Below are 24,123 nucleotides of genomic sequence, written 5' to 3'. Positions count from 1 at the left end.
CGCCAGTGCTAGCTTTGCGTACCGTCACTTATTGCACTGAAAACGAGGAGACCCCCAAGTGCGCCGCCGATCAGGCCGACGTAGGCGGCCGTTTCGAGTCGGCTGCGAACGCCGCGCCACAACAGCAAGGCGAGTGCCACGCTGACGGCCAGGCCGACCGCGGTGAGCGCGTGGCGCTGCCAGCCGCCCGCGTCGGCGAGGAACGAGAAAGAAGCGCCGGGGTTGAGGACATGGACAAGATTGAACCAGGTGGTGACAGTGATGCCTTCGCCCAGCGACAGATTCGCGGCGACCACCCACTTGATCCCCTGATCGAGCGCGAGGAGCAACGCGGCGACGCCCATCAGCAGCCACCAGCGGCCCCGCGAGGCCGATGCCGCCGCGCGTGGTTCGACAAGGCCGACGGATGCGGGCGTCATCGGTCGCGGTCCTCGATCAGCCGCTCGAGATCGGGCGGGATTGCCATCGGCTTGAACGCACTGACGTTCGAACCGCCGGTGTTGCCGACCGGCAGGCGGCCGACCAGATGGCCCACCGGCACCAGCGCGATGCGCATCAGCTGGCCCGCCACTTCGCGCCGGTCGCCCGCTGCCCAGCCGGCCCGAAGCATCTGCCAGTGCACCCGCAGGTGCGGGACGAAGTCGAGTTGCCCGAGCACATGCGCGCGCTCGAGGGCTGCGAACGCGCTCTTGGCGTCGCCGGCGGAGCGATGCCGGGCGGCTTCGGCCATTGCGGCCTCGAAGGCCTCGATGCGCCGTGATCCCGTCGTTGTCGTCACTTGCCCTCCCCCCTCTTCAACAAGCGCAGGCCGTTGAGCACGACCAGCAGGCTCGCGCCCATGTCGGCGAATACCGCCATCCACATCGACGCGTTGCCGAACACCGCCAGCACCAGGAACACGGCCTTGATGCCCAGCGCCAGCGTGATGTTCTGCCACAGCACGGCGTGCGTCGACCGCGACAGCCGCACCGTCTCGGCGATGCGGCGCAGGTCGTCGTTCATCACCACCACGTCGGCCGCTTCCATCGCGGTGTCGGTGCCGGCCGCACCCATCGCCACGCCGATGTCGGCCTGCGCCAGCGCCGGCGCGTCGTTGATGCCGTCGCCGGTCATCGCGGTCAGGCCATGTTCTGCCTGCAGCGCCTTGATCGCTTCGAGCTTGTCCTCGGGCAGCAGGTTCCCGCGCGCTTCGGCTATGCCTGCCTCGTGCGCGATGGCGGTGGCCGTAGCCTGGTTGTCGCCAGTCAGCATCACCGGCGTGATGCCGAGTGCCTTGAGCGATGCCACCGCATCGCGCGACGACGGCTTGATGGTGTCGGCGACGGCGAACAAGGCGACGGGGCCCGCGTCGGAGGCCAGCAGGCTGACGGTACGGCCCGCTTCCTCATGCGTGCGCAAGGTGGCCTCCAGCGCCGGAGAGCATTGGCCACGCTCCTCGATCAGCCGGTGGTTGCCGAGGACGTAGGCCGTTCCGCCGATGTCGGCCTGGACCCCGCGACCGGCGATGGCCTTGAAGTCCTTCGCTTCGACACTGTTGGGCCGCAGGCCCGCAGCGATGGCACGCGACACCGGATGGTCGGAGTGCCCTGCCAGCGCCGCGGCGATGTGCTCGGCGGCGGCAGCATCGGTCCCCGGACCAAGCACCTCCCAGGCCACCAGCTTGGGCTTGCCCTCGGTGATCGTGCCGGTCTTGTCCAGCGCGATGGCCTTGAGCTTGCGCGCCTCTTCCAGATAGATCCCACCCTTGATCAGAATGCCGCGCCGCGCGGCGGCAGCCAGGCCGCTGACGATCGTCACGGGGGTCGAGATCACCAGCGCGCAGGGGCAGGCGATGACCAGCAGCACGAGGGCCTTGTACACGCCTTGCAGCCACGTCCAGCCGAGCAGCCAGGGGCCGAGCAGTGCCACTGCCACAGCGATCACGAATACCGCCGGGGTGTAGATCGCCGCAAACCTGTCGACAAAGCCCTGCGTCGGCGCCCGGGTCGCCTGCGCCTCCTCGACGGCGTGGATGATGCGCGCCAAGGTCGAATTCGAAGCGAGGGCGGTGACCTCGAACTCGAATGTCCCCGACTCGTTGATGGTGCCGGCAAAGACCGGATCCCCGCTCGCCTTGTCGACGGGGATGCTCTCGCCGGTGACCGGCGCCTGATTGATACTGGTCTGCCCCGAGCGGACGACGCCGTCCATCGGAACGCGCTCCCCCGGCTTCACCCGCAGCAGAGCGCCAACCGCGACTTGACCCACGGGCAGCGTCGCCCAGCTGCCATCGGCCTGGCGAACCGATGCCTGCTCCGGTGCCATCGCCAGCAGGCCCTTGATGGCGTTGCGCGCGCGGTCCACGGCCCTGGCCTCGATCGCCTCGGCGATGGCGTACAGCGCCATCACCATCGCGGCTTCCGGCCACTGGCCGATCGCGAAGGCGCCCGTCACGGCCACGGTCATCAGCGCGTTGATGTTCAGACGCCCGTGCCGCAGCGCCGTCAGACCCTTCTTGTAGACGTCGAAGCCGGCGAGCCAGATCGCAATGGCCGCCACGGCAAGTCCCGCCCCCCGCCAGACCATGGTCTCCGGCGCGAAGTAGCCGATGATCTCGGCGCCGATGGCCAGGAGAAGCGCCCCGGCCAACTTGGGGACCTGGCCTCGCACGACCTCGTGATCATGACCGTCGCCCACCGCATGGCCGGCCTCTGATTCGCCGCCGGCGATCGGCTGCGGGTCGAAACCGGACTTGCGCACGGCCGCCAGCGCCGGTGCGATCGACGACTCGTCGGCATCGATCGTGAGCACCCGCTGGCCCAGTTGGAATCGCAGGCCGCGAATGCCGGGCATGCCATCAAGGGTACGCCGGATCTCGGCCTCCTCGGCCGCGCAGTCCATCGTCGCGATCCGGAAACTGCGCCCCCGCGCTGATGGGTCGGGTTGCAGCAACGTCGCGGGCATGGCGCAGGCGCCGCAACCGTCGTCCGCGCACGCGGCTTCTTTCACCTGTGCAGGAGGGTCAATGTGCCGGGCGTCGTGGGCATGGGCATGACCATCGCCGTGATGGTGCCGGTGTGTATTGCCGCTTTCGGCATGGGAATGGCTCATCGCAAGAATCCTCGTTGACCTTGCCTCATTGCAAACCCTGTAGCCAGTGTAGAGTCAAGTCCCCGTCCCAATCAGGGAAGTCGAAGGATTGCAGCCATGAAGATCGGAGCACTGGCCGAGGCCACCGGAACACCCGTCGAGACGATCCGCTTCTACGAGCGCGAGGGGCTGCTGCCGCCGCCGGCCCGGGCGGACAACAACTACCGCGTCTACCTGGCGGCGCACGCCGAGCGGCTCGCCTTCATCCGGCAGTGCCGCAACCTGGACATGACGCTCGACGAAATCAGAGCCCTCATCGCACTACGCGAGTCGCCCGCGCAGGATTGCGGCGAGGTCAACGCCCTGCTGGACGAACACATCGGCCATGTGGCGCACCGCATTCGCGAACTGCGAGCGCTGGAGAAGGATCTGAAGTCACTGCGCGCGCGGTGCGCGTCGCCCCACGCCCTGGCGGATTGCGGCATTCTCAACGGCCTCGACCGGGCCGCCGCCGCGCCCGCGGCCCCGGCGAAGCGGCGCCACGTTCACGGCGCTCACTGAGCCGGCGCAGGCCTCGGGCCAGATGACCGAACTGTCATCTGCCGGTTCCAAAACTGTTGCCAGGCGATTTCTAGAGTCCGTGGCCATGCCATCGAGGCATGCGGCTGAGCGAAAGCCGATCACACCACCACGAGGAACTCATGCAATCACCTTCGTCATCCCTTCTGCGCCTGTCGGCCGTGCTGGTCGTGGCGGCCGCGCCTGCCGTCGGCTTCGCGGCTGGCGAGACCTTCATGAACGGCCAATCCATCTACGGCCAGCCAGCCGCCGTGTCGAGCGCGGCTCGTGTCGTCGACCTGGCGCAGGCCCCGCGCCCGAACATCGCCTACGGCGAGACGGTCGCCTTCCGCGGCGACGCCGGACAGCAGTTCGCATGGACCTTCAATGGCCTGGACCGGCGTGGCGTCGACCTCGCCAAGATCGCGCCGCCGGGCTTCGGCGCGAAATCCGCCGTCGCATACGTCGGGCGCGATCCGTCCAACCGCCGCTGAGCGCGGTCCGACGCGCGCACAAGCGCCGGCCGAGATCGGCCGGCGCGGCGGACTTGACCCGGTAGTGGCTTCAGGGTCTGAAATTCGGCTGTCGCCGCCTGGTGCCACCCTGTTCGAGTCATGTCCGACGCACCTTCGTCACTGCTTCGCAGCACGCCGCTGCTCGACACCCAACATCCCGACATCGAGCGGCTTGTCGCCGAGCGGCGATGGCGCGTGCTGCCGATGCGCGAGCGGATCGGTGCGGTCTACGACTTCGTCCGCGACGAGATCGCGTTCGGCTACAACGAGGAGGATGATCTGCCGGCATCCCGCGTGCTGGCCGACGGCCATGGGCAGTGCAACACCAAGGGCACGCTGCTGATGGCCTTGCTGCGCAGCGTCGGCGTGCCGTGCCGTTTCCACGGTTTCACCATCGACAAGGCGCTCCAAAAGGGCGCGATCACCGGCGTTGCGTATGTCCTGGCGCCACGGCGCATCATCCACAGTTGGGTGGAGGTCTGGTTCGAGGAGCGATGGGTCTGTCTCGAGGGATTCATCCTCGACGCGCAGTACCTTCGCAGCCTGCAACGCCGATTCCCTGGTACGCGACGCTTCTGCGGCTTCGGCGCCGCTACCCGGGACCTGTCGGCGCCGGACGTCGAGTGGCGTGGCCAGGACACCTTCATCCAGAAGGAGGGCATCGTCGACGACTTTGGGACCTTCGACGATCCCGACTCGTTCTATGCCTGGCATGGCACCAACCTGCGCGGACCGAAGCGATGGCTTTTCGTGCACGCGATCCGCCGCTGGATGAACGACAACGTGGCACGCGTCCGCGCCGGGCAGTGGTGATGTCCTTCACGCCTCCGCTTGGCCTCGCATGCCCGCGGTCAACCCTGTAGCCGCTACACTCTGACTTCATGCGCCGCTGGCTCGCCATTCTGTTGCTGGTTCTGCTGCCCACCCAGATGTCCTGGGCGGCAGTGGCGGACTACTGCGCCCATGAATCGGGTGCGGCAGCGGACCATGTCGGGCACCACGATCACGCCGATCACGGGCATGCGCCTGCAACGGCGGATGTGTCCGATCAGTCGGGTGCTGACGAAGGCGCCACCTCGACGCCTGACGCAGACTGTGGCCATTGCCATGGTCAGTGCACAGGCATGTTGGTGTCGCCCGTCACCACGGCGCACGACCGCGCTACGGCCGCCCCGACTCCCGCCGGCGATGCACCGTGCGCTGCCCAGGCGGCAGCCCAACCTGAACGCCCTCAGTGGGCGCGCCTCGCCTGATCGGCGAGGCGGGTTCGTTCTCCTCCTGAACCTCGTCCGCGCCTGAGCGCGTTGCCGTAGCTCGCCCTCGGCAACTCGTTCGGGTCGGCGCGACTGAATTGGTCGCGGCTCGCCGGTCTCCCATGTTCCCCCCCTTTTGACACTGGAGCATCGGATGCATCCGAGAACACGAACAACGATCGGCATGCGGCAGGCACTGCTTGCCGCAGTACTGGCCGGGGCCGTTGCCGGCGCAGTGGCGCAGGCACCAGCAGCCCCGATGCATGGCGGACCTGGCACGCCCGGCCTCAAGGAACTCTTCGAGGCGGCCTGGGCACGTCAACCCGAGGCGCTGGCGCTGCAGTCCCGCCGGGAAGCGGCGCAGGCGCAGCGCCGTGCGGCCGAAGCCTGGACCCCCGAGCCGCCTGCGTTTGAGGCAAGCCACAGGACCGACCGCCTCACCCGCAACGACGGCGCCCGGGAACTCGAGGTCGGTCTCGCCGTGCCGTTGTGGCTTCCAGGCGAACGCCGCAGCAGCGGCGCGCTCGCGGAGGCCGAGACAGCCGCCGTCGAAAGCCGTGCCCAGGCTGCCCGCGTTCGCCTGGCAGCAGCGGTCCGCGAATCCTGGTGGAACTGGCAGCGTGCCGGCGTCGATGTCGAGATCGCGCGCGGGCAGCTCGACAACGCACGCAAGCTCGCCGCCGACGTCTCGCGCCGCGCCAGGTCCGGTGAGCTCGCTCGCGCCGACCAGCACCAGGCCGATGGCGCCGTGGCTGCGGCGGAGGCGGGACTGGCGCAGGCCGAGGCTGCGGCCACGGCGGCGCTGCAGCAGGTCAAGGCCTTGTCGGGGAGCCCGATGGGGATAACCCCCGCAGTGATGGCTGCTGCCGAGCCGGAGCCCGCCGCGACCGAGGCGGGCACCCATCCGGCGATCGCGGAGCTGCAGGATCGCGCCAGCGCCGCCGAGCGCACCGCCGTGCTGGCTGCCACGCAGTCGCGTGCGAACCCCGAACTGACCCTGGCAACGACGCGCGACCGCGGGGCGTCGGGCGAGCGATACGGCCAGACGGTGACACTGGCCGTGCGCATTCCGTTCGGTGGCGGTCCGAGACATGACAGCCGAGTGGCCAGCGCGCGTGCCGATGCTGCCGAGGCCCGGGCCCAGCTTGCGCTTGACCGCGCGCGCTTGCAGTCCGAGCGCGACGCCGCCGTGGCAAGGGTCGACGCGGCGCGGGTCCAGCTGGCAGCGGCCGAGCGCCGGGCGACGCTGGCACGCGAAACACGCGGCTTCTTCGAGAAGTCTTTCCGGCTGGGCGAGACCGACCTGCCGACCCGGCTGCGCATCGACGCAGAGGCCAACGAGGCCGAACGGCAGGCCGCGCGCAGTCGCATCGAGCTGGCCGCCGCGATCTCCGCCTGGCGCCAGGCGCTGGGGCTGCTGCCGCAGTGACGAACGAACCGAACAACCACCTCTTCTTGCGAATCTTCACCATGAGACTGACATCCTTCATCGCTGCGCTTGGCCTCGCCACGGCTGCGTTCCTGTCCCCGCCGGCTCACGCCGGCGAGGGCCACGACCATGGCGAAGCCGCTCCCGCGGCGGCCGGACCCGCTCTGCCCCGCTTTGCGGCCGCCTCGGAGACCTTCGAGTTGGTGGGCGTGCTCAATGGCAAGCAGATCACCCTGTACCTGGACCGCGCCGCCGACAACAGCCCGGTCACCGATGCCCAGATCGAGATCGAGATCGCCGGCACCAAGCTCAAGGCCGAGAAGCACGAGGGCGCCTACGAAGTCGCGCTGGCAGCCGAGCCGAAGCCGGGCGTCCTGCCCGTCACGGCCACGGTGACGGCTGGCACGGAGGCCGATCTGTTGGCTGGCGAGTTCGATCTCCACGAGGAGGCGCATGCCGACGAGTCCGCACATGCGCACGGCTGGCAGGAGTACGCCGCTTGGGCCGCAGGCGCCATCGCCGCGGTGGCCGTCCTGATCGCAGTCGTCCGCCGCGTTGCGGCCAACCGTCAATCCCGCGCCGGAGCCCCCGCATGAAGCCGAATCGCATCCGCACGTTCTCGGCGCTCGCGGCTACTCCGCTGGCAGCCCTGATGCTCATCCTGGCCGGCGCGCGGCCTGTTCATGCCGGTGAAGGCCATGACCACGGCGGCGCCGCCGCGGCGCCCAGCGCCAACGGCCCGCAACGCTTGCCGGACGGTGGCGTCTTTCTGCCCAAGCCGGCGCAGCGCCAGCTCGGCATCCGCACGCTGCTCACCGAGGCTGCGGAACTGCCTCGCTCGTTCGAGCTGAACGGCAAGGTCGTGATGGACCCGAACGCTGGCGGCAAGGTGCAACCCCTGAACGCCGGCCGCGTCGAACCGGGACCGCGCGGGTTGCCGACCGCAGGCCAGACGGTGCGCAAGGGCGAGGTTCTGGCCTACGTCGTTCCGTCGGCCGCGCCGATCGAGCGCTCGAACCAGGCCGCGCAGCTGGCCGAGCTGCGCGCCGCGAAGTCCCTGGCCGACAAGCGTGTTGCGCGCCTGAAGGAGCTCTCCGATACCGTGCCGCGCAAGGACATCGAGGCGGCCGAGAGCGAGGCGCTGAGTCTGGCCGAGCGCATTGCTGCCGTCGGCACGGGGCTGGCAACGCGCGAGGCCCTGGTCGCGCCGGTCTCTGGCGTGATCGCCTCGGCCCACGTCGTCGCCGGCCAAGTGGTCGATGCACGCGAACTGGTTTTCGAAGTGGTCGATCCTCAGCGCCTGCACATCGAAGCCGTGGCCTTTGACCCCGCGGTCGCTGCCGGCATCGGGCGGGCGACCCTCGCGGTCGGCAGCGAGCGGGTGCCGCTCGCCTTTGTAGGCGCCGCCCGCAGCCTGCGCGAGCAGGCGCTTCCGCTGACCTTCCGCGCGCAGGGCAAAGCCCTCACCGCTCTGGCCGTCGGCCAGCCGGTTCGCGTTTTCGTCCAGGGCAAGGAACTGGTCAAGGGCATCGCGGTGCCGGTGGCATCGCTGATGAAGAACCCGGCGAACCAGACCATCGTGTGGGTGAAGACTGCGCCCGAGCGCTTCGAACCACGCACGGTGACCGTGGAGCCGCTGGACGGCGTGAGCATTGCCGTCACCTCCGGCCTGAAAGCCGGTGATCGGGTCGCCACGCAAGGTGCGACCTTGATCAACCAGGTCCGCTGAGGAGCCCCCGATGTTCAAGTGGCTCCTCGACAACAGCCTGACGAACCGCCTGCTGGTGATCATCGCCAGCGTGGTGCTGATGGCGTACGGCGCGTTCACCCTGTCCCGAACACCGGTGGACGTGTTCCCCGACCTCAACAAGCCGACCGTCACCATCATGACGGAAGCCGGCGGCATGGCCGCCGAGGAGGTTGAACAGCTCATCACCTTCCCGCTGGAGACGACGATGAACGGGCTGCCCGGCGTGGAGAGCGTTCGCTCCACCTCGTCAGCCGGCCTGTCCTTCCTTTACGTCACCTTCGACTGGAGCACCGACATCTTCCGCGCGAGGCAGCTCGTCGCCGAGCGGCTGGCATCGATGGAGGAAGGTCTGGCCGAAGGCGTGGTGCCTCGCATGGGGCCGATCAGCTCGATCATGGGCGAGATCATGCAGATCGCCATTCCGGTCGATCCGCAGAAGATCAGCCCGATGGCCGTGCGCGAGTACGCCGACTGGGTGCTGCGGCCACGCCTGCTGTCGGTGCCCGGCGTCGCGCAGGTGATCCCGATCGGCGGCGAGGTTCGGCAATTCCAGGTGCAGCCCAACACGGCGCGCATGGCCGAACTCGGCATCACGCACGACCAGCTGGAAGCAGCGCTAAGGGGATTTTCCGCGAACACCTCCGGGGGTTTCCTGGAGCTCAATGGCCGCGAGTACCTCATCCGCAACCTCGGCCGGACGTCGCGCCTGGATGACCTGAAGAACCTGGCAATCGGTGCGAACCGGGGTCAGCCCATCCTGCTGCGCCAGATCGCCGAAGTCACGTTCGCCGCAGCGATCAAGCGCGGTGATGCCGGCTTCGAAGGCAAGCCTGCCGTGATCCTAGGGGTCCAGAAGCAGCCGACCGCCGACACGATCGCGCTGACGAAGTCGATCGAGGAAGCGCTGACAGGGCTCAAGGCCTCGCTGCCGGCCGGCATGGAGGCGCCCCGCGTCACCTTCCGCCAGGCCAGCTTCATCGAGGCGTCGATCACCACGCTGCAGGGCAAGCTGATCGGCGCGTCGGTCTTTGTCGCGGCGATCCTGTTCTTCTTCCTCGGGACGCTGCGGCCGACGGTGATCGCGCTCACCGCGATTCCCGTGTCGATCTTCATCACCGCGCTGGTCTTCCGCTACTTCGGGCTGTCGATCAACACGATGACGCTGGGCGGCCTGGCCATCGCCATCGGCGGGCTCGTGGACGACGCGGTGGTCGGTGTCGAGAACGTGCTGCGGCGCTTAAAGGAAGACCGCGCCAAGCACCCGCACTCGCGCCTTCATCCGCTGGAGGTCGTCGCCCACGCCACGATGGAGGTCCGCTCCGCGATCCTGTATGCGACGGTGATCATCGTGCTGGTCTTCATCCCCTTGTTCGCATTGCCGGGATTGGAAGGCAAGCTGTTCGTGCCGCTGGGCATCGCCTTCATCGTGTCCACGCTGGCCTCGCTGGTGGTGTCGGTGACGATCACGCCGGTACTGAGCTTCTATTTGCTGCCGCGGATGAAGAATCTCGACCACGGCGACACGAAAGTGCTTGCCTGGCTCAAGGCCCGCTACAGCAGCAGCCTCCAGGCCGTGCTGGCCCGTCCGAAGGCCGCGCTCGCTTCCGCCGGCATCGCGGTGGTCACCGCCGCCGCGGCCGTGCCGTTCTTCCCGACGACGTTCCTGCCGCCGTTCAACGAAGGCACCCTGCTGATCGGCCTGCGCCTGAACCCCGGCGTCACGCTTTCGGAAAGCTCGGCGGTCGCACGCCAGGCCGAGACGCTGGTCAGCCAAGTACCCGAGGTGACGCACGTCGGGCGTCGCAGCGGCCGGGCCGAACTGGACGAGCACGCCGAGGGCGTTCACGTCAGCGAGCTGGACGTCGGCATCGTGCCGACCGCAGAGCTCAAGCGGTCGATGGACGAGGTCAAGGCGGACATCCGGGCGAAGCTCGCGAACCTCCCTGCGGCCATCGAGATCGGCCAGCCGATCTCGCACCGCATCGACCACATGCTCTCCGGCGTGCGCTCGCAGATCGCGGTCAAGATCTACGGCGAGGACCTGGATGCGCTGCGCGGTCAGGCCGATGCCTTGCGCCAGCGACTGGCCGCGATACCGGGCATCGCCGACCTGCAGATCGAGAAGCAGGTGCTCGCGCCACAGATCAAGGTGCGCGTGGACTACGCGGCGGCGGCACAGTACGGCCTGCCGGCACCGCAGGTGCTCGCCACATTGCAAAGCCTGGTCGAGGGCGAGAAGATCACCCAGATCGTCGAGGGCGGTCGGCGCTTCGCGCTGGTGGTCAAACTGCCGGAGTCGGCCCGTTCGATCGAGGGGCTCAGCCAGATCCTGATCGAGACCCCGACCGGGCGCATCCCGCTGTCCAAGGTGGCCTCGATCGAGGACGGCGACGGCCCGAACCAGATCAGCCGCGACGATGGCAAGCGGCGCATCGTGCTGTCGGCGAATGCCTCCGGGCGCGCGCTGTCGGAGATCGTGGCCGACATCCGCAAGAACGTCGCGGAGACGAAGCTGCCCGAGGGCTACTTCATCACGCTGGGCGGCCAGTTCCAGGCACAGGAGGAGGCCTCTCGTCTGGTCGGCCTTCTGTCGATCGTGTCGCTGGCGTTGATGTTCGTGGTGCTCTACAGCCGCTACAAGTCCACCACCCTGTCGGCGCTGATCATGGTGAACATCCCGCTGGCCCTGGTCGGCGCGGTGATCGGCTTGTGGCTCTCGGGCCAGCCGCTGTCGGTGGCCGCGCTGGTGGGCTTCATCACGCTGGCTGGCATCTCGGTGCGCAACGGCATCCTGAAGGTCAGCCACTACATCAACCTGATGCGCTTCGAGGGCGAGGCCTTCGACACGAAGATGATCGTGCGCGGCTCGCTCGAACGGCTCAGCCCGGTGCTGATGACGGCCCTGGTCACGGCCTTTGCGCTGGCGCCGCTGCTGTTCGAAGCCGAGCGACCGGGCACCGAGGTGCTGCACCCTGTGGCCGTGGTGATCTTCTCCGGCCTCATCAGCTCGACGCTGCTCGACACCTTCCTCACGCCCGCGATGTTCTGGCTCTTCGGCCGCAAGGATGCCGAGCGGCTGATGGACGACAAGGACGCCGAGGCGCTCTGAGCACGCTCCCCTCATTCACCCACTGAAAGGACACCCATGAAGCTGCATACCCTTATCGCCGCAATCACTTTTGCCGTCGCCGGCACCGCCCACGCGGCCGGCGAGAAGCACGACCACGCCCACGAGCACAAGCCAATGCACGGCGGCGTGGTCGTCGAAGTCAAGGACATGGACTATGAACTCGTCGCCAAGGCCACGACCCTCCAGCTGTACCTGCGCGACCACGGGAAGCCGGCCGACGTCTCCAAGGCCAGTGCCAAGGTGACGCTGCTGACCGGCACCGAGAAGCAGGAGGTTGAACTGAAGCCTGCCGGCGACAAGCTGGAAGCCACCGGCAGCTACAAGGTCGGCCCGGGCACGAAGGCGGTGGCCGTGGTGACGATCAACGGCAAACCCGCTACGGCGCGGTTCACCCTGAAGTGATCACCATGAGCGTCCGAAGACTGCTTCTTGCCCCGATCACCTTCGCGGCCGTCCTGCTGGCCGGTTGTGCAACGCCACCGGCACCGGACCCCACCGCAGAGGCTCCGTACTGCCACAAGACCAACAAGGGGCGCGTGATCGCGTGCACCAAGGCCCCAGCGCCGAGCCTGAACGCTGACGCAGAAGCGAAACGCTTCTCGGCCGATCCAGGCGCGCTGACTGTGTACGTGGTGCGCCGCAACTGGTCGGATGGACGCAACTTCGTGAAGGTCCAGGTGGATGACGGCCCCGCGGTGGAGACCTTGCCGGACACGATGATCCGGGCCAAGCTGAAGCCCGGCGCGCACACGATCGCCTTCGATTTCGAGGGCCAGCGCAAGACCACCAGCGTCGAGGGCAAGGCCGGCGAGGTCCGCTTCGTCCGGATCGACGGCGTCGTGTGGGCCTGGAAGAGCAGCTTCGAGTGGGCCGCTGATCCCGAGCCAGCGATTCGCGAACGCGCGCTCAAGGCACGGCTGGTGGCCGACCTCGTCGCCCGCTGAGGGAGGGAGATGCTGCGCGCGTGAACTCGCCCGAACACCCGTCGGTCCGCCGGCTGCCAGCCGGCGTCGGCGCGGCCCTGCTTGCTGCCTTACTCTTTGGTGCCGGTACTCCACTCGCCAAGGCCCTGATGACCGGGATGGGGCCGTGGATGCTGGCGGGCTTGCTCTACCTGGGCTCGGGTCTGGGACTGGCGACGCTGCCGCTGGTTCGGCGCACACCATCGGCGCACACCATCGGCGCAGCTGGCCACGGCCGAGTGGCCCTGGCTGATCGGTGCCGTGCTTTTTCGGGCGGCGTGGTCGGGCCGGTGCTGCTGATGTTCGGTCTCTCGGGCATGCCCGCCTCGGGCGCGTCACTGCTGCTCAATGCGGAGGGTGTCTTCACGGCGCTGCTGGCCTGGTTCGCCTTCAAGGAAAACTTCGATCGCCGCATCGCGCTCGGGACGCTCGCCATCGTCGCGGGCGCCCTGGTGCTGAGCTGGCCCGGCGACGCGCAGTTCGGTGCCTTCTGGCCCTCCGTCGCGGTTTTGGGCGCTTGCCTCGCCTGGGGCATCGACAACGACCTAACGCGCAGGGTGTCGCACGCCGATGCGACCTAGGTGGCGATGGTGAAGGGCCTGGCCGCGGGTTCGGTCAACCTCGCCATCGCGCTGGCGTTGGGCGCAAGTCTGCCGTCGCCCGGCCTGCTCGCGGGTTCGGCCGTGCTGGGCTTCTTCGCCTATGGCATCAGCCTGACGCTGTTCGTACTTGCGCTGCGCCGCCTGGGCACGGCGCGGACCGGGGCCTACTTCTCAGTGGCGCCATTCTTCGGCGCCGTCCTGGCTGTCGGCCTGCTCGGGGAACCCGTGACGCCGGGGCTGCTGGTCGCTGGTGCGCTGATGGCGCTGGGGGTCTGGCTGCACCTGAGCGAGCGGCACGAGCATCCGCACCGGCACGAAGCGATGGAACATGAACATGAGCACGAACACGACGTGCACCATAACCACCACCCGCTGGGCGATGCTCAGCCGGTTCGGCACACCCATCGCCATCAACGTGCGCCTATGGCGCACACGCACGAGCACTTCCCGGACGAACACCACCGGCACTCACACTGAGCGCCCACAGCCCGGAGAGTCAATGAAGACCCTTGCCCTGTTCATCGCCACGGCGTTGGCCCAGATTGTCGGCTGCTACTTGCCGTACCTCTGGCTCAAGCAGGGTAAGAGTACTTGGCTGATGGTGCCAGCTGCCGTCAGCCTCGCGCTCTTCGCATGGCTGCTGACGATGCACGAGACAGCGGCCGGCCGGGTCTACGCGGCCTACGGCGGCGTCTACATCGGCGTGGCGCTCATCTGGCTCTGGGCCGTCGATGGCACCAGGCCGACGGCATCGGATGTGGCCGGCGTTACGGTTGCGCTGGCAGGCATGGGCATGATCATGTTCCAGCCGCGCTGAGCGGCTGGCGCTGGCGGCTTTCGGGCTACCCGTCTATGCCAGGAAATCACCCGTGATCGTGGTCGCTCTGGCCGCCGCATCGGGCTGGGGCATGATTGACTAGCCTTGCGCGACCGAGGCACCTGGCTGGTTCGACGGCCCCAGGAAATGCGGCGATGTCCGGAAGTCCCAGCATGTACCTTGCGGGCTGGCTGGCGCCCCAGCCCCACTGGTCCATCAGGCGCCGGTCGCGTGCGGTCTCGGCTTCGATCGAGTCCTGCGGCAGCTGCTTGAGGCAATCCTCCATCGCCTGGGGATCCGGCTTCTCGATCGGCTTGGCGGCGGCGGGCTCGCTGACCGATTTGCCGTCCCAGGCAAACGGGTTTCTGAACACCGGCGGGTCGGGCAGGCAATCGTCCTTGTAGAGCGGTGGACCGTCCGACGCGAACGGCGTGAACGAGACGGTCTTCTCGAAGACCAACGGCCGGCCCGTTGGCGTGGCGGGCCAGCGCGGCATGTTTGCGATGGCCTGGCGGGCCAGCCGCTCTGCAACCGGCGACGTGGACCACAAGGTGTCGAGGCTGGCCAGCGAACCGTCGGGAGCGATCTCCACCCGGAAGCGCACCATGCCCTGGTCGGGTCCTTCGACGACGGTGCCCATCATGCTGCGGACCTGCTGCCCCCAGGTGTAGCGGTAGGCCTTGCTGTTCTTGAGCGTGTACCGGCCGGCAAAGGCCCACTCCTCGGCCGTGGGTGCAGGCGGAGCCGCCATCGTGGCAGGTTGTCGAAGCGCTTCCGGCGGAGGCACCAGTACGACTTCTGGTGCCGCGATGGTCGGCAGAGTCAGAGCCGGTGGTTCAAGGGCCGGTGCCGGAGTCGGCGGCTCTCGATCGACTGCTTCGGGCGGCGGCAGCAACTTCAGCTGGATGACCGTCGGCTCGTCGGTCGGCCGGTCCGATTTGCGCATCGACAGGTGGCCGGCCATCACGACGAACAGCAGCGCGTGCAGGGCCACAGAAACCGCAAGCCCAAGAGCGGCCCCGGTGCCGCGGTAAGACATGGCCGGCGTGCCACCCGCCGAGATGGCCACGATCGTCACGGCGAGTGCGGCCGTCGCTGAGCGGCCGATGCACCGCAAGCGTCGGCCGGATCACGCGAACGCGCGCACACGACCCTCAAGCTTCAGCTCTTCTTGCTCGCGCGCGCGTGGGCCTCCATGCCGCCGCGTGCCTTCCACTCGTTGTAGCCGCCGTATAGCAAGCGCACGTTCTCGAAGCCATCCATGCGCAGCGCCATCGCGACCTGGGCGGCAAAGGAACTCGTGTTGCAGTAGATGAGGATGGTCTTGTCCTTCGGCAGCTTCGCTCGCTGCGCGAAGACCTGGCGCCATTCGATGTTCAAAGCGCCGGGGATGTGGTCCTTGGCAAACTGGCCCGCGTCACGCACGTCGAGCACATGGAACTTGCTGTAGTCCTCGGCCGGGATCTGTTCGGGCAGGATCGTGCCGGCGTTTGCATCGACGAAGTCGAAGTAGCCTTCCAGCGCGTTGAGGGTGGCCTTGTCGGCCTGCGCATGTGCCGCCAACGGCGCGAAGGCTGCTGCGGCGAGCGCGAGGGTCAGTGTCATTCGGCGTGTGATCACGCTTGTCTCCAGAGGTTGAGGACTGAGTCAGGTCGCAGGATTGAGTCGGGGGTGCGTCTCCTCGCCCCATCGAAACAGCACCGCACCGGAAGCCAGCATCGCTACGGCGACGAACCAGAAGGCCGTCTCCAGACGGCCGCCCAGCGCGGCGGCGAGACCGAGCCCGAGCGCGCCGATGCCGTAGCCCAGGTCACGCCAGAAGCGGTAGATGCCGATCGCCGAGGCCCGCCAGTTCGGATGCGCGATGTCCGCCACGGCGGCGCTGAGGTTGGGGTACAGCATCGCCATGCCCAGGCCGGCGACGGCGGCCGACAAGCTCCACCAGGCCGCGCCCGAACCCAGCGGCATCAGCGCGACACCGGCGCCGCAGATCCACATGCCCCAGGCGTTGAGCAGGTGGCGCCCCAGTCGGTCCGACAGCCTGCCGGTGAAGAACTGCGCCGCGCCCCAGGTGAAACCGTAGACGCCGACGATCCAGCCGATGCCGGGCAGGTCAACGCCGCGCTGGTGCAGGTAGACCGGCCAGAAGGCCCAGACCAGCGCGTCGACGAACTTCTCCACCAGGCCGGCCTGACACAGCGCGGCCATGCGCCGGTCGCGCCAGCTCATCAGCGCGAACATCTCCCGCGTCGAGGGCTGCGCGCTCACGCCACTGGGGTAGCGCGGGCGCAGCGCGGTGGCTGACGCTGACGCATGACGTTTGACCTCGTCGCGCGCCCAGGGCAGCGTCTCCGCGACGGCCAGCCACGACAGCAGCGTCGCCAGCCCGATCACCGCGGCGCCGAACCACAGCAGCCCCTGGCGCGGGCCGAGTGCCGCCGCGAGGTAGCCTGTGGCCACCCCGGCCAGCGCCACGCCCACATAGCCCGAGAACTCATTGAGCCCGATCACCAGCCCGCGCTGGTCGGCGCGCGTGAAGTCGAGCTTGGCAGTCTGCGTCATCGACCAGGTCAGGCCCTGGTTGATGCCCAGCAAAACGGTGGCGAAGACCACCCAGGACCAGCTCGGCGCGAAATGGATCAGCGCCGGGATCGGCAGCGCCACCAGCCAGCCCAGCAGCAGCACGCGCTTGCGGCCCAGCCGCTCGGCCAGGCGGCCGGCGACGAAGTTCATCGCGCCCTTGACGAAGCCGAAGGCGACGACGAAGGCAACCAGCAGCATGAACGACCCACGCGGCACGCCGAATTCGCCCTCGGCCAGCGCCGGCACGACGTTGCGCATCATGCCGATGGTCATGCCCACCAGCAGCACCTGCAGCAGTTGCTGCAGGAACTGGGCGAGGTTGGCGCGGATGCCGAAGTGCATGGGCCTGGCGCGCTCTCGATCGATCAGGCCAGCGCGGCAGCGGGCACCACGCCGCGCAGGTTGGCCTCGACGATGCGCGCCATGTCGGCCGGCGGCGGCGGGATCTCGGCGGTCAGCGCGTCGACGAAAGCCGGCTTGTCCATGGCCAGCATCGGGTTGAAGCGCTTCTCGAAGCCGATCGTCGACGCCGGCTTGCCCGACAGGCCGGCCCCGCAGGCACTGCCGGCCTGGTGGCCGGGGTAGATCTCGAGCTCCGCCGGCAGACGCAGCAGCTTCTGGTGCAGCGTGTCGTGCAGCTGCGCGGCCATCTCGCGCTCCCGGCCCGCCAGGTCGGGGCGGCCGACCGCGCCGACGAACAGCGTGTCGCCGGTGATGACGAACCAGGGCTCGTCGCCGCGCCGCAGGTCGCGCACGACGAGGCAGACGCTGTCGGGCGTGTGCCCCGGTGTGTGCATCACGTCGACGATGACGTTGCCCGCTTCGATGCGCTGGCGGTCGGTGAGGGCGGCGAAGTCGAAGGCCACGCGACCCCGGTTGCTCTCGTGCAGGTGGTAGGTGGCGCCGGTGCGCCGCGCCAGTTCCGGGCCGCCCGAGAAGTGGTCGGCATGCACGTGGGTGTCGATGACATGCACCAGCCGTGCGCCGGCCTTCGCGGCCTCGGTGATGAACCAGTCCTCGTCACCGGCGACGACATCGACGGCGATGGCCATCTGGTGGCCGGCGCAGCCGAAGAGATAGGACAGCGTCGCGTTCGCCGCGGCGCGTTGGCGAAAGAACATGCTCGTCTCCTTGGGGTGTGGTGCTCAGGCGTCCTCGACCCAGCCGTCCACGGTGTCAGCGCCATCGAGCCAGCGAACGACCTCGGCGGCCATCGGGTGCTGAACCGCCGCATACCGCGCCCGCAGCCGTGCACGTTCGTCATCTGGCGAATCGCCCAGGGCGTCGAAGCCGCGGTCCTGCAGCGCATGAAGGTCCTCGTCCAGCATCGTGGCCAGCGGCTCGCCGGCCAGTCTGCGCGCGGCCGCGCGAAACGCGCTCAGGTAGGCATAGCCATCGCCTTCGCGGTAGCTGACCACCAGCGTCGCCGCCGGGATCAGGCTCAGGTGCGCCTGCAGGGCCGGGTTGATGGCATGGCCCGCGACGTGGTCGGCGATGGTGTGGCGCCGGCCCGTGAAGCCGCGCAGGTGCAGGAAGCGCGACATGCGCGGCCCGTCGTTGACCGGGTAGTTATCCCACAGGGTCGGCTTGCGGCCGAGCGCTTCGGCTACGCGCGTGAGGTGCCCCGGGCTGAACTCGCGGGCGCAGATCTCCTCGCCGGTCCAGTACACGCGGACCGTGGGCTCGAGCCGACGCCCAAGGTCCTCCAGGTAGCCGTTTGGGCGCTGACCGAACACGACATCGAGCATCCGGTCGTCGGAGTAGTAGGTCGGGCACATCAGCACGCGGCTCGCGCGGGTGATGGCCTGCGCCGCGTGGACGATCTCGCTTTCACGCGCAGCCAGGTCCGGCACGTCGCCGCGCGTGTCGTCGAAGAGGATCGCGAGGTCGTCGATGCCGATCGCGTCGAGCGACCGCACCTTGTCGACGAAGGCACGCTTCGCATCGCCGCTGAAGTCGCGGTAGAGCTCGTAGGGGCTCAGGCCCACGCCGAAACGCATCCCGAGGCCGCGGCAGTGCGCCGACAGATCGGCCAGTTCAGCGAGCACCGCATCCGGGTGCCGCTCCGGCCAGCGTCGCCGCAGCCAGGCGTCGGCCTTGGGTGCGTAGTGGAACCACGCGTAGCCCAGCTCCCGCAGCCGCGTCAGCACCTGCTTGCGGTCCTGGTGCGCCCACGGTCGGCCGAAGTAGCCCTCGATGACACCGAGTTCGGGAACCATGGTCGCGATCGCCGGGACTCAGAAGACCAGGACCTTGTCGGCCTCGGCGGTCCAGTCCGCCAGCTGCGCCAGCGTGCCGCGCTGGGCGCCTTCGATCAGTTCGTCGTCGCGCAGGCCGCGGGCGTCCATGCAGGTGCCGCACAGGCCGATCTCGCCCTTGCGCGCCACCTTGCCCATCATGATCTGCACGTTGTAGTAGCCCTCGGGCACCTTCTGCCCGCTCTTGGCGCAGCCGACCGCATCGGCCATCAGGAACAGGCGCACGGCCTGGCCGTCACGCGAGGCAAGCGCGCCGGCCAGGCGCAGTGCGTTGTACGCGCGCTCGTTGCCGTAGGGCGCGTCGTTGACGATGAAGAGGGTGAAGGTCATGTCGATCCTCCAGGGTGAGCCTTCGCGATCAGCGGCGCATCAGCGGCGAGACAGGGGCAGCCCTGCGGACTGCCATTCGCTCACGCCATCGAAGGTCTTGCGGGCGCGGTAGCCGTGCTCACGCAGCAGCTTCACGGCCTCGTCGGACATCAGGCAGAACGGGCCGCGGCAGTAGGCGACGATCTCCACGTCGCGCGGCAGTTCGGCCAGGCGTTGCGCCAGCTCGGGCAGCGGCACCGAGCGCGCATAGGGAAGGTGCGCGGTGTCGAACTCCTCGGGCGGCCGCACGTCCAGCACCACGACGTCGCCACGCTTGGCCTGCGCCAGCAGTTCCTTGCGGCCCACCTGCGCCAGCCGCTCCGGCTCGGCCATCAGCTGCTGCAGGGCCAGACGCAATTCCACGAGGTGCTCCTCGGCCACCTGGCGCAGCGTCACGCCGAGCTGGGCGACATCGGTGCCGCTGAGCCGGTAGATCATGCGCTTGCCGTCGCGCTTCACCTGCACGAGCCGGGCTTCCTTCAGCGCCTTCAGGTGGGCACTGGCCAGCTTGACGTCGATGCCGACCTCGCCGGCGATGGTCTCGACGGCCTTCTCGCCCTGCGCCAGCATCTCCAGGATTTCGAGCCGCTTCGGGCTGGCCAGCGCCTTGCCGACCCGGGCGACCTGTTCGTACAAGAGATCCTTGAGGGAGCGGTTATTCATGGCCTACATTCTAACGGCCTTTAGAATGAACGGCAAATGATCATCGCCTGCCGATCCGCGCCATGACCGACCCGATCTACCTCGACCACAACGCCACCACGCCGGTCGCGCCGGAAGTTTTCAGCGCCTTGGCGCCGTGGCTGCAATCGCAGTTCGGCAACCCGTCCAGCAGCCATGCCCACGGTCGCCGGGCGGCCCAGGCGGTGAGCCGAGCGCGCGAGCAGGTGGCCACGCTGATCGGTGCGCAGCCGCGGGAGATCGTCTTCACCGGCTGCGCCACCGAAGCGAACAACCTGGCGCTGCTCGGCGTGGCGCGCGCCATGGGTCCATCCAGGCGGCACCTCGTGATCAGCGCGGTCGAGCACCCGGCGGTCGCGGCACCGGCGGCGGCGTTGCGGGATCAAGGTTGGGCGGTGTCGGTAGTTCCTGTCGACGCATGCGGAAGGGTTGCAGCGACGGCCGTCGAGCAGGCCCTGCGCCCTGACACGGCGCTGGTCTCGGTGATGCACGCCAACAACGAGGTGGGCACGTTGCAGCCGGTCGCCGACATCGCCGCGATCACGCGCCCGCGCGGGGTGCTGCTGCACACCGATGCCGCGCAGTCGGTGGGCAAGCAGCCGGTGGACGTCGGCGCTCTCGGCGTGGACCTGCTGACGATCGCCGGGCACAAGTTCAGTGCGCCCAAGGGCATCGGTGCGCTGTACGTGCGCACCGGGACGCCGCTCCGATCGATCCTCCACGGCGCCGACCAGGAACAGGGCCTGCGTCCCGGCACGGAGAACGTGGCGCTGATCGTCGCGCTCGGGGCGGCTGCGGCGCTGGCTTCAGCCGAGCTGCCAGCGCTGACGGATCGACTGCGGGCGCTGCGTAACCGCTTGCATGCGCGGCTGGCAGACGGTGTCCCGGGGCTGCAGCTCAACGGTCATCCGGAACTGCGGCTGCCGAACACGCTGCATGTGTCCTTCCCCGGTGTCAGCGGGCGTTGCGTGCTGGCCCAGGTCGCCGACAGGGTGGCCGCATCGGTGGGATCGGCCTGCCACACCGAGCACGATGCGGTCAGCGGCGTGCTGGCGGCGATGGGCATCGACGCGGCGCGAGCCAGCGGTGCCGTGCGTCTGTCTGTCGGAAGCACCACGCAGGCGGCCGACATCGACGAGGCCGCCGATGCGCTCATCGCGGCCTGGAGTCGACTCGCCAGGCAGTGACCTGTACCGCGGCGGGCACACGGAGACTCCACCAACAGGTCAGATGAGGATCACTTGACGCAATGGACAGTGTGGCGCGGATCTCGCGGTTACGACAACCTCTGCCGCCTGGCTCCAGACGAGCAACTGTCCGCTGATTGGCGGATTGCTGAGTGACTGGTGATGGCCGTCCGGGGCCACCCGCGGGTGCGGATTGCCCGGCAGCTAACTGCAGCAAACCGGTCAGCCAAGGGCCGGGGGAACTCATGATTTGCGTGCATCAAATGACGTCCTGATAAGAACACTTCTCAGGACGTTGCGAAAAGTCTTCTATAGTGGGGGTACCGCTCTTGGGGGACCCCTTTTTCATGCCTACGGAGGTGGTGGCTACAGAGGTAGCGTCGGCGCCTGGCCAGGTCATGGCCGATGCCGGCGTGGCGGCACGGCGCCGTGGCCGTCCGAGGGGTGCAAAGACCCGTCTGCTGCGTGAAGGCAGTGGCGAACTCGGCCGCCACCACTTTGCGTTTCTGCGCGCCCTGCTCGACGGCGTCGACCTCGAGCGCGCCTGGCGGCTCTACCTCTCCTTCTCCGGCGGACCCAGCGATCGTCGCCACTTCGCCACCCGTCTGCGCCTGGTTGTCGCGGCGATCGAGCACGCCGGCGAGGCGCGGGGTTGCGGTTCGGAGTTGGCGGTGGCGCTGTCGGCCCTGCGCTCCCTGCCCGACTTTGCCGTAGCGAAAGCCGGACGAGGGGCAGGAAAAGCCGGACACATCAGCACTCCCGAGGTGGCGCTGAGGCCGGCATCAAGCCGGCCACCCTCCCCTAGCCTCGAAGAATGGCGCTCGCAGTACTGCGGTGCGACCGGAATCGACGAGGACTTCTACACGGAAGCGGAGTGGCTCGAGCTCTACGCGGAGGAGTTCGGCGAGGACGCGGCGGCGGGACAGACCGGGGCAGGAAAAGCCGGACACTTGGCCGCCCCGCCCTCCCCTGCCCTGTCCGCCACGACTCATTCGCGAATCGTCGAGGGATCGCCTGCCGCGGCCACCCCGCGGCTATCCGCGACCCAGCGCAAGGCGGTCGTCGAGGCCCTTGCGGCGCTGGAGCGCGTGCTGTCGCGTGAGGCCGGCCTGGACGACGAGGCTGGCTTCTGGCTCGGCTCCGGCATCCCGCGCGACCTGGCCAAGGTCGGCGTCAAGTCGCTCGGCGACCTGGTCAACTACATCAACATCTACGGGTTCCGCTGGCACCGCCGTGTGCCCCGGATGGGCGTCGTTCGGGCCCGGCGGCTGCTCGAGTGGCTGACTCCCATCGCCGAGGCCGGCGGACGGCCCTTCAAGGAGTCGGCCCGGCGCCCCGAGACCGACCTGGCGCTGCTGCGTCGGCGGGAACTGGCGGGTCGGGGGGTGGCCGGTGCAGAGCCGTTCGCCCTGGTCCCGATCGTCGACGGCACCTTGTCCGATACCCTGTCTGGCCGTCAGGGCGCCTTTCGATCGCATGAGGCCAACGTCTGGGGCGCGGAGACCGATGTTCAGGCGATCAGCCAGTGGCTGAGCCGGTACCAGGGGCAGACCCGGCGGGACTACACGCGCATCGCCGAGCGCTTCTACCTTTGGTGCATCCACGTCCGGCGCAAGGCCCTCTCCTCGCTCCAGGAGCCCGATCTGCAGGCCTACCAGGCCTTCCTGGCGGCTCCGCCGGCCGATTGGGTGCAGGAGCGCAAGGTGAGGCGCGAGGACGCCTCCTGGAGGCCTTTCCGGGGCCCGCTGGGGCGGAACAGCCAGCGGCACGAGTTCACCGTGCTGGGCAGCATGTTTTCCGCCATGCACGAGAAGGGGTACCTGCGGGCTAATGCCATGGCGAACCTGGGCCGGACGCTGGGCCTGCTGAAGCCGAGCATCGACGTTCGCCGTTCCCTGAGCGAGCGCCAGTGGGCTTTCGCCATGGAGGTGCTACATGAAAAGCCGGACAGTCCCGAGCGGCGGCGCCTGCAGTTGCTGCTGGAACTCGGCAGCACCACCGGCCTTCGTTTGTCGGAACTGGCCACGACCCGGCTGAAGGGCTTCCGGCGGGAACTGGTGGATGGCGAGGAGGCATGGTTGCTGGACGTCATCGGCAAGGGCGGGAAGCCCCGGACGGTGATGGTCTTCGACGAGATCAAGACGCTGCTCGAGCAGCACCACCGGGACATGGACGCTGCAGGCCTGGGCTTCGACTCACGTGTGGAGAGAGTCCAGGCGGCCAACAGCCTTCCGACTACCGCGGCAGGCGAGCGCATGGCGGGAACTGGCCACGAACTCGACAGCAGGCCCGATGAGGGGGTGGAGCAGGCATTGCAGGACGCGTTGCGGGCAGAGCACCAACAGGCCTGGCGGCCCCTCGTCGGGATCCTCAAGCGCCCTCCCCCGCGACGCAATCTGGACCGGCTCGGCGTTCCGTTCCTGGATCGCGAACTGCCGTCGCAGGCTGACCGCTACGGCGCATTGGAGCGCTCGGCGATCTACAAGGCGCTGCGCCGGTTCTTCCGCGAGGTAGCCGTCGCCGCCGCTGCGCGCGATGGGGCCCCCGGTTCGGCGGACTTCCTGAACGCATCGACCCACTGGCTGCGTCACACGTTCGCCAATTCCGCCGTGAAGCAGATGCAGCCCCAGGTGCTGCAGAGCCTGCTTGGGCACTCCGACCTTCGAGTGACCTCGGTCTACGTGAAGGCTGACGCTGTGGACCTCGTGCGGGGCATGCGGGCGATGCAGCGGGCGGCCGGATCGGGGACTGAAGAAGCGCCGCGCCGCAGGGCATCAGCGGCGTCCACCACCCCAAAGTAGGCCTACAGAGGCGGGGTGTGGTACGGAACCACACCCCCCGTCGGCGGCCACTGGAAGGGGCATTCTGGAGCGCTGTGGTACGGTACCACGGAGCGCATTTGGAGGCCGATCGGGGTCGCGCTTCTGGCACCCGTGACTCGCCGGAATTGGTTCCGGATT

General features: G+C 68.6%; 25 protein-coding genes. 15 read left to right on the top strand and 10 right to left on the bottom strand.

What is annotated here, in order from left to right; all coding sequences use genetic code 11:
- Positions 1-8 precede the first annotated feature (8 nt).
- From Q0599_RS00910 to Q0599_RS00900, 3 genes are read right to left on the bottom strand one after another with little or no spacing between them, the layout of a single operon-like run.
- Positions 9-419, bottom strand: coding sequence for a signal peptidase II (locus Q0599_RS00910; RefSeq protein ID WP_298824364.1), 411 nt, complete (start codon positions 417-419; stop codon positions 9-11).
- Entirely contained in the window at positions 416-778 is a 363-nt protein-coding gene (locus Q0599_RS00905; protein WP_298824361.1) for a DUF3703 domain-containing protein, read from the bottom strand. The genes Q0599_RS00910 and Q0599_RS00905 overlap by 4 nt, the downstream gene beginning before the upstream one ends.
- Positions 775-3,090, bottom strand: a complete 2,316-nt coding sequence (locus Q0599_RS00900) for a cation-translocating P-type ATPase (RefSeq protein WP_298824358.1) — start codon at positions 3,088-3,090, stop codon at positions 775-777. Before Q0599_RS00900 ends, Q0599_RS00905 begins: the two co-directional genes overlap by 4 nt.
- Before the next feature lie 96 nt (positions 3,091-3,186).
- On the opposite strand from Q0599_RS00900, the gene cadR reads away from it, so the two are divergent.
- The 13 genes from cadR to Q0599_RS00845 all read left to right on the top strand — a co-directional run bounded on the left by cadR (position 3,187) and on the right by Q0599_RS00845 (position 14,085).
- Positions 3,187-3,630: a Cd(II)/Pb(II)-responsive transcriptional regulator gene (cadR, locus tag Q0599_RS00895; RefSeq protein WP_250196048.1), complete on the top strand. Its 444-nt coding sequence runs from the start codon at positions 3,187-3,189 to the stop codon at positions 3,628-3,630.
- A gap of 140 nt (positions 3,631-3,770) precedes the next feature.
- Positions 3,771-4,121 (top strand): CzcE family metal-binding protein, encoded by a 351-nt coding sequence (locus Q0599_RS00890; protein WP_250196049.1) that lies wholly within the window; start codon positions 3,771-3,773, stop codon positions 4,119-4,121.
- A 120-nt stretch (positions 4,122-4,241) separates the two neighbouring features.
- Positions 4,242-4,955: a transglutaminase family protein gene (locus Q0599_RS00885; RefSeq protein WP_298824351.1), complete on the top strand. Its 714-nt coding sequence runs from the start codon at positions 4,242-4,244 to the stop codon at positions 4,953-4,955.
- 68 nt (positions 4,956-5,023) lie between these two features.
- The gene (gene czcI, locus Q0599_RS26080; protein ID WP_367180882.1) at positions 5,024-5,395 is read left to right on the top strand and encodes a cation efflux protein, CzcI family; all 372 of its coding nucleotides are present in this window, start codon (positions 5,024-5,026) and stop codon (positions 5,393-5,395) included.
- Between the two features lie 259 nt (positions 5,396-5,654).
- Positions 5,655-6,824: a TolC family protein gene (locus tag Q0599_RS00880; protein ID WP_298824348.1), complete on the top strand. Its 1,170-nt coding sequence runs from the start codon at positions 5,655-5,657 to the stop codon at positions 6,822-6,824.
- A gap of 41 nt (positions 6,825-6,865) precedes the next feature.
- Positions 6,866-7,420, top strand: a complete 555-nt coding sequence (locus Q0599_RS00875) for a hypothetical protein (protein ID WP_298824374.1) — start codon at positions 6,866-6,868, stop codon at positions 7,418-7,420.
- Positions 7,421-7,476: 56 nt separating this feature from the next.
- The gene (locus Q0599_RS00870) at positions 7,477-8,553 is read left to right on the top strand and encodes an HlyD family efflux transporter periplasmic adaptor subunit (protein WP_298824345.1); all 1,077 of its coding nucleotides are present in this window, start codon (positions 7,477-7,479) and stop codon (positions 8,551-8,553) included.
- Positions 8,554-8,563: 10 nt separating this feature from the next.
- The gene (locus tag Q0599_RS00865) at positions 8,564-11,683 is read left to right on the top strand and encodes an efflux RND transporter permease subunit (protein ID WP_298824342.1); all 3,120 of its coding nucleotides are present in this window, start codon (positions 8,564-8,566) and stop codon (positions 11,681-11,683) included.
- Between the two features lie 36 nt (positions 11,684-11,719).
- The gene (locus Q0599_RS00860) at positions 11,720-12,106 is read left to right on the top strand and encodes a hypothetical protein (protein ID WP_298824339.1); all 387 of its coding nucleotides are present in this window, start codon (positions 11,720-11,722) and stop codon (positions 12,104-12,106) included.
- Positions 12,107-12,111: 5 nt separating this feature from the next.
- Positions 12,112-12,648, top strand: coding sequence for a hypothetical protein (locus tag Q0599_RS00855; RefSeq protein WP_298824371.1), 537 nt, complete (start codon positions 12,112-12,114; stop codon positions 12,646-12,648).
- Between the two features lie 20 nt (positions 12,649-12,668).
- Entirely contained in the window at positions 12,669-13,247 is a 579-nt protein-coding gene (locus Q0599_RS26075; protein ID WP_367180881.1) for an EamA family transporter, read from the top strand.
- 6 nt (positions 13,248-13,253) lie between these two features.
- Complete coding sequence (locus Q0599_RS26070) at positions 13,254-13,745, top strand: EamA family transporter (RefSeq protein ID WP_367180883.1); 492 nt, start codon at positions 13,254-13,256, stop codon at positions 13,743-13,745.
- 22 nt (positions 13,746-13,767) lie between these two features.
- Entirely contained in the window at positions 13,768-14,085 is a 318-nt protein-coding gene (locus Q0599_RS00845) for a YnfA family protein (protein WP_298824336.1), read from the top strand.
- Positions 14,086-14,131: 46 nt separating this feature from the next.
- Here the strand turns inward: Q0599_RS00845 and Q0599_RS00840 are convergent, their stop codons facing one another.
- The 7 genes from Q0599_RS00840 to Q0599_RS00810 all read right to left on the bottom strand — a co-directional run bounded on the left by Q0599_RS00840 (position 14,132) and on the right by Q0599_RS00810 (position 19,958).
- On the bottom strand, positions 14,132-15,163 hold the full coding sequence (locus tag Q0599_RS00840; protein WP_298824333.1) for an energy transducer TonB: 1,032 nt from the start codon (positions 15,161-15,163) through the stop codon (positions 14,132-14,134).
- 83 nt (positions 15,164-15,246) lie between these two features.
- Positions 15,247-15,705 carry a rhodanese-like domain-containing protein gene (locus Q0599_RS00835; RefSeq protein WP_298824330.1) on the bottom strand — a complete coding sequence of 153 codons (459 nt, stop codon included), beginning with the start codon at positions 15,703-15,705 and terminating at the stop codon, positions 15,247-15,249.
- A gap of 27 nt (positions 15,706-15,732) precedes the next feature.
- Positions 15,733-17,010 carry an MFS transporter gene (locus Q0599_RS00830; RefSeq protein WP_298824327.1) on the bottom strand — a complete coding sequence of 426 codons (1,278 nt, stop codon included), beginning with the start codon at positions 17,008-17,010 and terminating at the stop codon, positions 15,733-15,735.
- A 23-nt stretch (positions 17,011-17,033) separates the two neighbouring features.
- Positions 17,034-17,789, bottom strand: coding sequence for an MBL fold metallo-hydrolase (locus Q0599_RS00825; protein WP_298824323.1), 756 nt, complete (start codon positions 17,787-17,789; stop codon positions 17,034-17,036).
- A 24-nt stretch (positions 17,790-17,813) separates the two neighbouring features.
- The gene (locus tag Q0599_RS00820; RefSeq protein ID WP_298824319.1) at positions 17,814-18,887 is read right to left on the bottom strand and encodes a beta-N-acetylglucosaminidase domain-containing protein; all 1,074 of its coding nucleotides are present in this window, start codon (positions 18,885-18,887) and stop codon (positions 17,814-17,816) included.
- A gap of 18 nt (positions 18,888-18,905) precedes the next feature.
- Positions 18,906-19,256 (bottom strand): DsrE/DsrF/TusD sulfur relay family protein, encoded by a 351-nt coding sequence (locus Q0599_RS00815; protein ID WP_298824316.1) that lies wholly within the window; start codon positions 19,254-19,256, stop codon positions 18,906-18,908.
- A gap of 39 nt (positions 19,257-19,295) precedes the next feature.
- On the bottom strand, positions 19,296-19,958 hold the full coding sequence (locus tag Q0599_RS00810) for a metalloregulator ArsR/SmtB family transcription factor (protein WP_298824313.1): 663 nt from the start codon (positions 19,956-19,958) through the stop codon (positions 19,296-19,298).
- A gap of 62 nt (positions 19,959-20,020) precedes the next feature.
- Here Q0599_RS00810 and Q0599_RS00805 point away from each other — a divergent pair, with 62 nt between their 5' ends.
- Both Q0599_RS00805 and Q0599_RS00800 read left to right on the top strand, forming a co-directional pair.
- Positions 20,021-21,163 (top strand): cysteine desulfurase family protein, encoded by a 1,143-nt coding sequence (locus Q0599_RS00805; protein ID WP_298824311.1) that lies wholly within the window; start codon positions 20,021-20,023, stop codon positions 21,161-21,163.
- A 398-nt stretch (positions 21,164-21,561) separates the two neighbouring features.
- Positions 21,562-23,964, top strand: a complete 2,403-nt coding sequence (locus tag Q0599_RS00800; RefSeq protein WP_298824309.1) for a phage integrase family protein — start codon at positions 21,562-21,564, stop codon at positions 23,962-23,964.
- The last annotated feature ends 159 nt before the right edge of the window (positions 23,965-24,123 follow it).

It is taken from the genome of uncultured Piscinibacter sp., assembly GCF_937952055.1.
Classification (GTDB): domain Bacteria; phylum Pseudomonadota; class Gammaproteobacteria; order Burkholderiales; family Burkholderiaceae_C; genus Piscinibacter.
The sequence above is the reverse complement of the archived record's forward strand: the minus strand, read 5'-3'. Positions and strand labels throughout refer to the sequence as shown.